This is a genomic window from Nesterenkonia aethiopica (assembly GCF_039534665.1).
Taxonomy (GTDB): Bacteria; Actinomycetota; Actinomycetes; order Actinomycetales; family Micrococcaceae; genus Nesterenkonia; species Nesterenkonia aethiopica.
In genome coordinates, this window is sequence record NZ_BAAAVT010000024.1 from 22,499 (window position 1) to 34,653 (window position 12,155).

General features: G+C 68.8%; 9 protein-coding genes, 1 tRNA gene and 1 pseudogene. 10 read left to right on the top strand and 1 reads right to left on the bottom strand.

Annotated features, from left to right (window positions below; translation table 11 throughout):
- Positions 1 to 27: 27 nt before the first annotated feature.
- From ABD658_RS14355 to ABD658_RS14395, 9 genes are all read left to right on the top strand, one after another.
- Entirely contained in the window at positions 28 to 1,950 is a 1,923-nt protein-coding gene (locus ABD658_RS14355) for an AMP-binding protein (protein ID WP_344683171.1), read from the top strand.
- A gap of 200 nt (positions 1,951 to 2,150) precedes the next feature.
- Positions 2,151 to 3,038 carry a ParA family protein gene (locus tag ABD658_RS14360; RefSeq protein ID WP_311024910.1) on the top strand — a complete coding sequence of 296 codons (888 nt, stop codon included), beginning with the start codon at positions 2,151 to 2,153 and terminating at the stop codon, positions 3,036 to 3,038.
- 17 nt (positions 3,039 to 3,055) lie between these two features.
- A complete protein-coding gene (locus tag ABD658_RS14365) occupies positions 3,056 to 4,048 on the top strand; it encodes a segregation and condensation protein A (protein ID WP_344683169.1) in 993 nt (330 codons plus the stop codon).
- The gene (gene scpB / locus ABD658_RS14370) at positions 4,041 to 4,691 is read left to right on the top strand and encodes an SMC-Scp complex subunit ScpB (RefSeq protein ID WP_344683167.1); all 651 of its coding nucleotides are present in this window, start codon (positions 4,041 to 4,043) and stop codon (positions 4,689 to 4,691) included. The genes ABD658_RS14365 and scpB overlap by 8 nt, the downstream gene beginning before the upstream one ends.
- A 44-nt stretch (positions 4,692 to 4,735) precedes the next feature.
- Positions 4,736 to 5,782: a pseudouridine synthase gene (locus ABD658_RS14375; RefSeq protein ID WP_344683165.1), complete on the top strand. Its 1,047-nt coding sequence runs from the start codon at positions 4,736 to 4,738 to the stop codon at positions 5,780 to 5,782.
- Positions 5,779 to 6,939 carry a prephenate dehydrogenase gene (locus ABD658_RS14380; RefSeq protein WP_344683163.1) on the top strand — a complete coding sequence of 387 codons (1,161 nt, stop codon included), beginning with the start codon at positions 5,779 to 5,781 and terminating at the stop codon, positions 6,937 to 6,939. The genes ABD658_RS14375 and ABD658_RS14380 overlap by 4 nt, the downstream gene beginning before the upstream one ends.
- The gene (gene cmk / locus ABD658_RS14385; RefSeq protein ID WP_344683161.1) at positions 6,936 to 7,652 is read left to right on the top strand and encodes a (d)CMP kinase; all 717 of its coding nucleotides are present in this window, start codon (positions 6,936 to 6,938) and stop codon (positions 7,650 to 7,652) included. Before ABD658_RS14380 ends, cmk begins: the two co-directional genes overlap by 4 nt.
- A 118-nt stretch (positions 7,653 to 7,770) precedes the next feature.
- Positions 7,771 to 9,315, top strand: coding sequence for a ribosome biogenesis GTPase Der (gene der / locus ABD658_RS14390; protein ID WP_344683159.1), 1,545 nt, complete (start codon positions 7,771 to 7,773; stop codon positions 9,313 to 9,315).
- 83 nt (positions 9,316 to 9,398) lie between these two features.
- Positions 9,399 to 9,472, top strand: a tRNA-Pro gene (locus tag ABD658_RS14395).
- A gap of 131 nt (positions 9,473 to 9,603) precedes the next feature.
- On the opposite strand, the gene ABD658_RS14400 is transcribed toward ABD658_RS14395, so the two are convergent.
- The gene (locus tag ABD658_RS14400) at positions 9,604 to 10,728 is read right to left on the bottom strand and encodes an IS1249 family transposase (RefSeq protein WP_344683157.1); all 1,125 of its coding nucleotides are present in this window, start codon (positions 10,726 to 10,728) and stop codon (positions 9,604 to 9,606) included.
- Positions 10,729 to 11,210: 482 nt separating this feature from the next.
- On the opposite strand from ABD658_RS14400, the pseudogene ABD658_RS15370 reads away from it, so the two are divergent.
- A pseudogene (locus ABD658_RS15370) lies at positions 11,211 to 12,061 on the top strand (IS3 family transposase); the annotation flags it as partial.
- Positions 12,062 to 12,155: the final 94 nt, after the last annotated feature.

Here is a 12,155-nt window from a genome sequence, read left to right on the forward strand (position 1 = left end):
GGCAGATCACGGATCAGGAGGAGCACCATGGGAGCTGAGCGCACAGTGGCGGGCGGATATCGGGACGTCCACCGTCGATCGCTGCGTGACCGCGAGGACTTCTGGCTGCACGCGGCCCGGTGCGTCGACTGGGACCGGATGCCGGGCCAGGCCCTGGACGATTCGGCGGCACCGATCCACCGATGGTTCCCCGACGGCAGCCTCAATCTGAGTCGGAACTGCCTGGACCGCCACCTGGAGGCGGGCCGCGGCGCTCAGGTCGCCCTGATCCACGATTCGGCGGTCACCGGCACGGTGCGCAGCTACACCTATGCGGAGCTCACCGAGGAGGTGGCCCGAGCCGCAGGGATGCTCGCCGGTCTCGGCGTCGGTGCCGGAGACCGGGTGATCATCTATCTGCCGATGATCCCGCAGGCTCCCATCGCGATGCTCGCCTGCGCCCGGCTCGGGGCAGTCCATTCGGTGGTCTTCGGCGGGTTCGCCGCTCAGGAGCTGGCCTCCCGCATCGACGACTCCTCCGCCGACGTCGTGCTCACCGCCAGCGGCGGGATCGAGCCGTCCCGGCGGGTGGAGTACCTGCCCACCGTGGCGGAGGCGATCAGCCTGGCGCAGCATCCGGTCCGTGAGGTCGTCGTCCAGCACCGGGACGGGTTCTCCCACAGCATGGCGGACGTCGCGGGGGACTCGACCGCCCGCTGGCAGGACTGGGAGCGGCTCTCGGCCCAGGCGACCCCGGCGGGACCCGTGTCCGTGGCCGCCACCGACCCGCTGTACATCCTCTACACCTCCGGGACGACGGGACGCCCCAAAGGGGTGGTCCAGGATCAGGGCGGCACGGCGGTGGCGCTGAGCTGGTCCATGTCCGCCGTCTTCGACGTCGGCCCCGGGCAGACCATGCTGACGGCCTCCGACGTCGGGTGGGTGGTGGGGCACTCCTACATCGTCTACGGCCCTCTGCTGGTCGGCGCCACCACGGTGCTCTACGAGGGCAAGCCGGTGGGGACGCCCGACGCCGGGGCCTTCTGGCGGATGGTGGAGGAGCACCGGATCTCCGCGCTGTTCACCGCACCGACGGCGCTGCGCGCCATCCGCAAGGCGGACCCGGAGGCAGCTCTGGTGGGCGACCATGACATCTCCTCGCTGCAGCACCTCTTCGCCGCCGGCGAGCGGCTCGATCCGGACACGCAGCGGTGGATCGGAGAGGCCCTCGGAGTCCCGGTGATCGACAACTGGTGGCAGACCGAGACGGGATGGCCCATCGCGGCGAACCCCGTCGGCATCGAGCCCCTGCCGATCAAAGAGGGCTCGGCGACCCTGCCCATGGCGGGCTACGACGTCGTCATCCTCGGCGCTGACGGGCAGGAGCTGCCACCGGGGGAGGAGGGCAACATCGCCCTGCGACTGCCGATGCCTCCGGGCACGCTGCCCACCCTGTGGGGGGACGACCAGCGCTACATCGACTCCTACCTGTCGGCCTTCCCCGGCTTCTACGCCACGGGGGACTCCGGCTGCCTCGACGAGGACGGCTACCTGTTCGTCATGGGCCGGACCGACGATGTCATCAATGTGGCCGGTCACCGTCTCTCCACCGGGGCGATCGAGGCCGCCGTCGCCTCGCACCCTGCGGTGGCCGAATGCGCCGTCATCGGTGTGGCCGACGATCTCAAGGGCCAGCGGGCCGCCGGCTATGTGGTGCTCAAGACCGGGTACGAGCGGGACCCGGAGCTCCTGCGCGAGGAGCTGACCGACCTGGTGCGGCGGACCATCGGGCCGGTGGCCGACTTCAAGGACGTCGCCGTGGTGCCCGGGCTGCCGAAGACCCGCTCCGGGAAGATCCTGCGCAGAACGATGCGGCAGATCGCCGACGGCGAGGAGCCTCAGGTGCCCTCCACGATCGAGGACCGGGCGGTGCTCGACGAGCTCGTCCCGGTGCTGCGTCGCAGCCGGTGAGGCATGGCTCGCGGAGCCGGTGAGGCATGGCTCGCGGAGCCGGTGAGGGTCGTCCTTCAATCTCGGGATGAACAGTCGGCGTGTGGTCGACGCCGCCGCAGGGGTAGTCTGGTCGGGTTGTCGAGCCGACGACGCCCCCGGACAGGGCCCCGACGGTGCGACCGACCAGACGACGGCGTGACGGAGAAGCGAGGGAGTCAGTGAGCAACGACCAGCCGACCGAGCTCTTCACCATCCACGGTGAGGCGATCATCGGCCCCACCGGCCGTCCCAAGCATGAGTTCCCCGTCCCGAGTCCTCTCGAGGGCACCGGGCCGGCCCGCACCATCGCGATGGTGAACCAGAAGGGCGGGGTCGGCAAGACCACTTCGGCGATCAACCTGGGCGCCGCGCTCGCCGAGTACGGGCGTCGGGTGCTCATGGTCGACTTCGACCCGCAGGGCGCCCTCTCCGCCGGTCTCGGCACGAGCCCGCACGAGCTGGAGACCTCCGTGTACAACGTGATCATGGAGCGTGAGGTCACCGCACGGGACGCCATCCTCACCACCCACGTGCCCGGAGTGGACCTGCTGCCGGCCAACATCGACCTCTCCGCCGCGGAGGTCCAACTGGTCAACGAAGTCGCCCGCGAGCAGGTCCTCGAACGGGCCCTGCGCCAGGTGCGGGACGACTACGACGTCATCATCATCGACTGCCAGCCGTCCCTGGGGCTGCTGACCGTCAACGCCCTGACCGCCGCGCACGGGGTCATCATCCCGCTGGTGGCCGAGTTCTTCGCGCTGCGCGCCGTGGCCCTGCTGGTGGACACCATCGAGAAGGTCCAGGACCGGCTCAACCCGGACCTGGAGATCGACGGCGTGCTGGCCACCATGGTGGACACCCGCACCCTGCACAGCCGGGAGGTCATCTCCCGGATCGTGGAGGCCTTCGGGGACAAGGTCTTCGAGACGGTCATCAAGCGCACGGTCAAGTTCCCCGACGCCACGGTCGCCGCCGAACCCATCACCTCCTACGCCCATAAACATGAGGGCGCCAAGGCCTACCGCCAGCTGGCCCGGGAGCTCGTGGTCCGCGGCGGCGCGCCCTGACCTCTGCGGAGCAGCCGGTGAGCGAGACCAGCCCGCAGCCGGACGCCCGTCCCGCCACGGGCGCGGGCGTCATGAGCACGGACGTCGAGGACGCCACAGAGATCGAGGGCACCAGCGGGTTCACCGTCTCGCTGGAGAACTTCGACGGCCCCTTCGACCTGCTGCTCGGACTCATCGCCAAACGGCAGATGGACGTCACCACGGTGGCGTTGGCCGCCGTGACGGACGAGTTCGTGGCCTATGTGCGCAAGCTCTCCGCCGAGGCCGGTGCCGCGGAGGGGCTGTTCAGCCCGCAGGCGCTGGACGAGTCCTCCCACTTCATCCTGATCGCCGCCACGCTGCTGGACCTCAAGGCCGCCCAGCTCCTGCCCAGCGGAGAGGTCGAGTCGGAGGAGGACATCGCCGCCCTCGAGGCCCGCGACCTGCTGTTCGCCCGGCTGCTGCAGTACCGGGCGTTCAAGGAGATCGCCTCCCAGGTGCGGGCCACGCTCGATGAGAACGCCGACCGTCATCCGCGCCAGCCCGGCACCGACCCCCAGCTGGCGGGGCTGCTGCCCGAGCTGGTCTGGCGGACCACGCCGGAGGATCTGCGCGCCATCGCTGAGAAGGCCTTCGCCCGGCCCTCCGTGGAGCCCGACGACGTCCGGCTCGAGCATCTCCACGCCCATGCGGTGAACGTCCGCGACGAGATGGCCACCATGACCGACATGCTGCGGGAGGGCGGCACGCTCTCCTTCTCGGAGCTGGTCCGGGACGCGGACAACCGGCTGGTCGTCGTCGTGCGGTTCCTGGGACTGCTGGAGCTCTTCCGGGACCGCGACGTGGAGCTGAGCCAGGACTCTCCGCTGGGGGAGCTGAGCGTGACCTGGTCCGGCTCGGCGCAGGGTGAGACCGAGGCCGCCCAGCGGGCTGCGGCAGAGTGGGACGACGCGGCGGACGGCGCCGCGGAGAGCCCGGGCCCCGGGGATGAGGACATGAGACCGACGGACGAGGAGCACCACGATGGCTGACCCGGAGCAGCAGGGGGCGCCGGGACCCGGCGTCCACGAGGCGGACCCGGCGTTGGAGTCCTCCACCGACGCGCAGCTCGTCGCCCATGAGGACTTCCTGGCCGCCGTGGAGGCGGTGCTCATGGTCACGGAGGAGCCGGCGACGCCGGCGGAGCTGGCCGCTGCGGTGAAGATCCCCGAGCATCAGGTGGTGGGGCTGCTCGACGAGCTGCGGGCCGAGGCCGACGGGCAGCACGGGGGGCGACGGCGGGGCTATGAACTGCGCGAGGTCGCCGGCGGCTGGCGCTACTACTCCCGGATGGACTATGCGGACCAGGTCTCGGCCTTCGTGCTGGGCGGGCAGACGGCTCGCCTCTCCCAGGCCGCCCTGGAGACGCTGGCGATCATCGCCTACCGGCAGCCGGTGGCGCGCTCGCAGGTGGCCGCCATCCGCGGCGTCAATGTCGACGGGGTGGTGCGCACGTTGGTCCACCGGGGCCTGATCGACACGGCCGGCACCGACCCGGTCACCGGAGCGACGCTGTACACCACCACGCGCATGTTCCTGGAGAAGCTGGGAGTGGACTCCCTGGAGCAGCTGCCCCAGCTGTCCCCCCACCTGCCAGGCGTGGAGGCCGCCGAGGAGCTTGCCGAGGACGGCTGAACCGCCGGGCGTCCCGGTTTGCGCACGCCCGTAGAATGGAGCCCATGACTTCTTCCGGGAAGCGCCGTCGGGCGCCCAGAGAGCCGCGCGCGGCGCGGGCCCCTCGCACACCCCGGGCGGGGGAGTCCGGCGGGCCCTTCGCCGGTGAGGATCCCCAGCGGCTCATCTCCTCGGAGCCCCGGCGCGCCAAGCCGCGCCTGAGCGAGGCGGAGGAGAACTTCGCTGCGGTGCATGACCCTGACGGTGTGCGCCTGCAGAAGGTGCTCGCGCAGGCCGGCGTCGCCTCTCGTCGCGTGTGTGAGGACCTCATCGCCGAAGGGCGTGTGGAGGTCGACGGGCGGGTCGTCGTCGAGCCGGGTGTGCGGGTGCTGCCGGAGAAGGTCACCATCCACGTGGACGGAGTGCGCCTCAGCCTCGATGTGACGCATCGCTATGTGATGTTCAACAAACCTGCCGGTGTGGTGACCACCATGACCGACCCCCAGGGAAGGCCCTGCATCGAAGACCACCTCGACGCCTCCATGAAGGCGGCGCGGCTGGTGCATGTGGGACGCCTGGACCGGGAGACCGAAGGGCTGCTGCTGCTCACCAACGACGGCGAGCTTGCCCATCGGCTGACCCACCCCTCCTACGAGGTCCCCAAGACGTACCTCGTGGAGGTCCGGGGCAAGGTGCCCCGCTCGCTGGGACGCACCCTCACCGAGGGGATCGCGCTCGAAGATGGTCCCATCGCGGTGGACGCGTTCCGGGAGATCGCCAGCGCCCAGGGGCGCAGCATGGTGGAGGTCACGCTGCACTCCGGGCGGAACCGGATCGTCCGCCGCATCTTCGAACAGGTGGGACACCCGGTGACGCGCCTGGTGCGCACCGCCATCGGGGAGATCACCATCGGCGACCAGCCCCAGGGCACGGTGCGGGACCTGGGTGCCCGGGAGCTGGGGCATCTGATGGACCTGACCAGCGCGCCGCCGCCCTCCGGGCAGGGGACGTCGAAAGGCACGCAGGATCAGCAGGACTCGACGACGCAGCAGGCCCCGACGAGCCGGACGCACCGTGGTGCCGGCCATCGCGGGCGAGGAGGACATCGGTGAACCCCCTGAGCACGACACCCGACGCCGGTCGGGAGACCCCGCGCGTGCTGATCCGCGGCACCGGCCTGCTCGGTGCCAGCATCGGCATCGGCCTGCGCGCAGATGGGCACGAGGTGCAGCTCTCCGACCCGTCCGGCACCGCCGAGGCGATCGCCCGGGACATCGGGGCCGGGTCCATCCGAGAGGTCGGGGATCCCGACCCCGAGATCGTGGTGATCGCGGCTCCGCCCGAGGTCGTCGCCGAGGAGGTCGCCGACGCTCTGGTGGAGTTTCCGCAGGCCGTGGTCCTCGACGTCGCCTCCGTGAAGGCTGAGATCCTGCGCGCGCTGCGCGAGCTGGCCGACGGCCGTGCCGACGAGGTGACACCGGTTGACCTGACCCGCTATGTGGGCACCCATCCGATGGCCGGACGCGAGCAGTCCGGTCCTGTGGCGGCTCGTGGCGAGCTGTTCACCTCGATGCCGTGGGTCATCACTCCGGCCCAGGATCCGGCGACCGGGGAGCAGGTGCCCACGCAGGCGGCCGTGGCCTGGGCGGAGGAGGTCGCCCGCCGCTGCGGCGCGACCGTCCACTACATGGACCCGCAGGAACATGACGACTCGGTCGCCCTGATCTCGCACTTGCCGCAGATCGCGGCCTCCCTGGTGGCCTCCCGGCTGCAGGATGCTCCCACCTCGGCGCTGGCACTGGCGGGCAATGGTCTGCGGGACGTGACGCGGATCGCCGCCTCGGACCCGAATCTGTGGGTGCAGATCCTCTCCTCCAACGCCGCCCCGGTGGTGGAGATCCTGCACGGGCTGCGCGACGACGTCGCGCGTCTGATCCGCACGCTCGAGGACCCCCGTGCCCCGGGCAGCCAGGCGGACATCGCCCAGCTGATCTCCGAGGGCAACTCGGGGCGGGCCCGGGTGCCCGGCAAGCACGGGGCGCCTCCGCAGTCGTTCGCCCGACTCATCGTCATCGTCGACGACCGTCCAGGTCAGATCGCCGCGGTGCTCAACGATGTGGCGAAGGTCGGGGTCAATGTGGAAGACATGCGCATGGACCACTCCGCCGGCCATCAGGTGGGTATGGTGGAGCTGTCCGTGCTGCCCGGCCGCCGTGATGAGCTGGCCGAGGCGCTCACCGACTTCGGATGGAAGGTGGTCCAGTCATGACGGCAGGCGCGGCCGACCGCACGGTCACCGGTGCGTCAGACTCGCACGTGCAGGGGCGTCGGCTCATCATCGCAGTGGACGGCCCCTCAGGATCGGGCAAGTCCAGTGTGTGCCGGGCTGCGGCCCGCCGCCTGGGCGCCGCCTACCTGGACACCGGGGCCATGTACCGGGCGGCGACCTGGTACTGCCTGGACCGCGGGGTGGACCTCGACGACGAGGCCGCCGTCGCCGTCGCCGTGGAGGAGCTGCCGCTGACGATCTCCACCGACCCGGAGCATCAGACCGTCACGGTCGGGGAGTGTGACGTGACCGAGAGCATCCGGGAGGCACGGATCTCCGAGAGCGTCTCCGAGATCTCCACCAATCGGGCGGCCCGTGCCCTGCTGGTGGCCGCCCAGCGTCGGATCATCGATCAGGCGGGGGTCGTCGTCGCCGAGGGCCGAGACATCACCACCGTGGTCGCCCCGGACGCCCAGGTGCGGGTGCTGCTTACCGCCTCCGCGGAGGTCCGGCTGGCGCGCCGCGGACTGCAGATGGGCGGAGGGCAGCCCGCCGAGGCGCTGCAGCGCCAGGTGCTCGCCCGGGATGCCCGAGACTCCACGGCGGTGAACTTCACCGAAGCGGCCGACGGCGTCGCCGTGCTGGACTCCTCAGATCTGACCTTCGAGGAGACTGTGGACGCCCTGGTCTCCCGTGTGGAGTCCGTGCGCTGAGGCCGCACCGATTCGGCGCTCGAGCTGCGCCGGTCTCCACCCCCGCCTCGCGGCCCTGGGCCGCACCCCTTCATCAGAGAAATCCGCCCCGGCGGAAACCACACCACCAGGAGCAGCAATGGCCCGACACGATGACGAGACCCCTCAGGGCGCCGACGAGTATGCTCCCGCCGTCGAGGACGACCGCCTGGCCGAGCGGCTCGCCGCGATCACCGACGAGGAGGCCGAGGCCCGCGCCGCCGCGCTGCGGGCAGGCCTGCAGGACTACGAGCTGGAGGACGAGGACTCGGCGCTGCTGAGCGATCAGCAGTTCGACGACGACGACCTCCCGTTCGTGCCCGCGCCGCCGGTTCTCGCGATCGTGGGCCGTCCCAATGTGGGCAAGTCCACCTTGGTGAACAGGATCATCCGTTCCAAGCAGGCTGTGGTGGAGGATGTGCCCGGAGTGACCCGGGACCGCGTCTCCTACGACGCCGAGTGGAACGGCAAGGACTTCTCCATCGTGGACACCGGGGGCTGGGAGCAGGACGCCCGGGGCATCCACCGGCAGGTCGCCGACCAGGCGGAGGTCGCCGTGGACGAGGCTGACGCCGTCATCTTCGTGGTCGACGGACTGGTGGGCGCCACCGCCGTGGACGAAGCGGTGGTACGAATGCTGCGCCGCAAGAAGAAGCCGGTGTTCCTGGCGGCGAACAAAGTGGACTCCGAGGCCCAGATGGCCGAGGTCTACGCGCTGTGGAACCTGGGCCTGGGGGAGCCGTACCCCGTGTCGGCGCTGCACGGAACCGGCACCGGTGACCTGCTCGATGCCGCAGTGAAGGCTCTGCCGGACACCGCCCAGCACGGGGGACTGGTGCCCAGGGGCGGTCCGCGCCGCGTGGCGCTGGTGGGCCGTCCCAATGTGGGGAAGTCCTCGCTGCTGAACAAGCTCGCCGGATCCGAGCGTGTGGTCGTCGACGACGTCGCCGGCACCACTCGCGACCCGGTGGACGAGCTGGTGGAGCTGGGCGGAGAGACCTGGCGTTTCGTGGACACTGCGGGCATCCGGCGTCGTCAGCACATGGCGCAGGGATCGGAGTATTATGCGATGCTGCGCACCCAGCGCGCTCTGGACAAGGCGGAGGTCGCCGTCGTTCTCCTGGCGGTGGACGAGCCGATCTCTGAGCAGGACGTGCGCATCGTGCAGCTGGCCGTGGACTCCGGTCGGGCGTTGGTGATCGCCTACAACAAGTGGGATCTGCTCGACGACGAGCGTCGCTATTACCTCGAACGGGAGATCCAGCGGGACCTGGGGCATGTCTCCTGGGCCCCGCGGGTGAACGTCTCGGCGCAGACCGGATGGCACAAGGACCGGCTGGCCCCGGCCCTGGAGACCTCGCTGACGAACTGGGGGCAGCGGATCCCCACCGGACGGCTCAACGCCTTCCTCGGTGAGCTGGTGGCGGCCCACCCCCATCCGGTGCGCGGCGGCAAGCAGCCACGCATCCTCTTCGGCACCCAGCCCTCGAGTCGCCCGCCGAAGTTCGTGCTCTTCACCACCGGCTTCCTGGACCCCGGATACCGGCGTTTCATCATGCGTCGGCTGCGGGAGACCTTCGACTTCACGGGCACTCCGATCGAGATCTCCATGCGTGTGCGGGAGAAGCGTCGCAAGAAGAAGTGAGGGTCGTGACACCTTCTTCCGATGCGGCATCCGCGCCTGAGTTGTTGTAGACTCTTCTGGTGGCCGGAACGGCCGCGACAGATCGGGATGTGGCGCAGTTTGGTAGCGCACACGACTGGGGGTCGTGGGGTCGCAGGTTCAAATCCTGTCATCCCGACCGATCGAAAGCCCCGGATCCTTGCAATGGCAGGGATCCGGGGTTATAGGTCAGAAACGTGTTGCTGGCCCGGGAGTGTCGTTGTCTCATCGGTGGGATCTTCCACCCCATCCAGACCTGCTCCAAAGTCCTCATTCATCGGTTGGGCGGGAGTCATAGAGCACCGGTCCGATCTGTTCCTCAGAAGCCGCCACCGAACGCCCCTGGGGTTGATGGTGCTCGGGCCGGATGAGGTGATGAGAGGGCTGTGGGTCTTCGCTGCGTAGGTAAAGGAACCACTCCACTGCCCGGCGCATGTGCTCTTCGGGCAGCCCGCGGTGATGCCGCAGCAGCAACCGGATCTGGGCGTTGATGCCGCCTTCGATCTGATTCGTCGTCGAGGCGACCTCGAAGTCCAGGTCCCCGTCCAGATAGGTGAAGAGCTCGTCGTTCTTCACGCAGCGCTCCAGGAGCACATAGGCCTTCCGGAGGCGGTCGTGGGTGAACCAGGATCGCTGGCCTGGTCGTACCCATCCCGGCACCGGTCCGGTGTGCTCCTCGTGGCGGGTCCTAGCGAAGATGAATCCGCGGTGGCGTTGATGGAACTCGGCCAGTGCGGCCAGCCAGGCGGCGGCCTGTGCGGTGGTGTTGATCCTGGTCAGCGTCAAGGACAACTGCCGCAGCTCCTTGCCTGGGACTGTGCGGGGCTGGGTGGTGATGTGTCGGCGGATGTTGCGTTGAATATGGACCAAACACCTCTGGACCCGGGTCTCGGGCCAGAGGTGCTTGCGGGCGGAGAGCAGCCCGGCGGCACCGTCGTTGATGACCACCGCGGGCGCTGGGAACTGGCCCAGCAGGGCTTCCCAGGCGGCGCGTTTCTCGGTGTTGCACCACTGGTAGCCGATGACCCCGGTGGGGCTGATGGCGATCAGGCAACACCAGGAGCCCAGGTAGATCCCATCGAGTTGGATCTGGTCATAGATCTCTCCAGTGACCGGGATCCGTGGTGTGATGTTCCAGCACCAGCCGGTGCGGCGGCGGAAAGACCGTGCGCTGATCCCGGACCGTGCGCCTGCTTGGGTCTGGGTCTGTGCGCTGGTGAGCCAGGCCAGGAAAGCGTCGAGTTCGTGGCGGTGCGCGACGTCTTGCCGCCGGTGCTTCATCGAGCTGGTGGAGCCACACTCGGTGCACCGGAAGCGCTGGGTGCCTGCCGCGGTTCTGCCGAACTTCTTGAGCTGGCCACCGCAGAGATCACATTCCCCAGAAGATGCAAGCATCCTTCAGGGATATACGCCTCAGAGTATGTCGATGTTGATCCTGCCGGCCCAGGGTTGGGAAGCGAGGCTACTCAGCAACACGTTTCTGGCCTATAACCCACGACTTATGAACGACTTTGAGCGGGGTCGGTGAGCCAGACCGGGTGGCATCCGGACACTCTCAGTGCGCAGATAGTGAATTGCGACTGTTGCGAGGAATGCCATGAACGAGAATCACATTCACGGGCGGTGGTCCTGATGCCCCGTGCCTCTCTGCGTCCCGGGGATCGAGGCGAGCTCTTCACCCAGAAGCTCGACAGCGGGAAGTTCAAAGCCCGCCTGTACTACTGTGACGAGTTCGGACGGCGCCGCCAGATCACAGCGGTGGAATCGACCAAGGGCCGTGCCCAGACCGCACTGAAGAAGAAGTGGCACAGAATCTCGACAGAGATGAAGCGCCCCAGGTCTGATGCCGCATCTTTTTAAGCTGAAAGGATGCAGTCATGCCTGGAATCACAGATCCCGCTCTGAAGCAGCGGGCCGTCCGTCTGGTGCTGGACCACCAGCCGGAGTATTCCTCTCGTACCGCGGCCATCAAAGCCGTCGCCGCCCAGCTTGGGGTCGGCCGGGACTCCCTGCGCCGATGGATAGCCCAGCACGAGATCGACCGCGGCACCCGCGAGGGCACCACCAGCACTGAACTGGAGGAGATCCGCCGGCTCAAAGCTGAGAACAAGCGGCTGAAAGAGACCAATGAGATCCTGCGCAAGGCTTCGATTTTCTTCGCGGGGGAACTCGACCTCCGATCCCGCTGATCTGCGAGTTCATCGATCAGCTGCGTGCTGATGGTCATGCCGTCGAGTCGATCTGTGCCATCCTCACCACCGAGGGTGTGCCGGTCGCGGCAAGGACCTACCGGGCCTGGAAGCAGGCCAACCAGCAGCCGGCGGCCCGGACGATCACTGATGCGATGGTCGAAGACGCAGTGCGGTCCCTGGCCTACAAGCCCAAGGAGGACGGCACCATCAAACGCACTGCCGAGGGCCTTTATGGGCGCAGGAAGATGACAGCGGCCATCCGCCGCCGCATCCCCGGGGCCGCCCCGGGTGCAGTCGACCGGGCCATGAGGACCCTGGGGCTGGCTGGGGTCCGGCGCGGCAAAGCCGCCCGCACCACCATCCCGGGCGAGGGCGGCACCCGTGCCGGGGATCTGCTCAATCGCGACTTCACTGCTGCTGCGCCGAACCGTGTCTGGGTGGCGGACTTCACCTATGTGCGTATCTGGGCCGGGTTTGTCTACGTGGCCTTCATCGTTGATGTCTATGTCCAGCGGATCATCGGCTGGCACGCCGAGTAGTGCCCCATAGAGTGGTGTAACCCCCTGATGGTCCTCACTGTCCTGGTCTTGGACGTGAGCGCGGCCATCGGGTGGCCCCTTCGAGGAATCT

Coding starts and splice junctions, on each gene's coding strand:
- ABD658_RS14355 (WP_344683171.1), top strand. CDS start 28: ATGGGAGCTGAGCGCACAGTGGCGGGCGGATATCGGGACGTCCACCGT.
- scpB (WP_344683167.1), top strand. CDS start 4,041: ATGGCTGACCCGGAGCAGCAGGGGGCGCCGGGACCCGGCGTCCACGAG.
- ABD658_RS14400 (WP_344683157.1), bottom strand. CDS start 10,728: ATGCTTGCATCTTCTGGGGAATGTGATCTCTGCGGTGGCCAGCTCAAG.
- cmk (WP_344683161.1), top strand. CDS start 6,936: ATGACGGCAGGCGCGGCCGACCGCACGGTCACCGGTGCGTCAGACTCG.
- ABD658_RS14375 (WP_344683165.1), top strand. CDS start 4,736: ATGACTTCTTCCGGGAAGCGCCGTCGGGCGCCCAGAGAGCCGCGCGCG.
- der (WP_344683159.1), top strand. CDS start 7,771: ATGGCCCGACACGATGACGAGACCCCTCAGGGCGCCGACGAGTATGCT.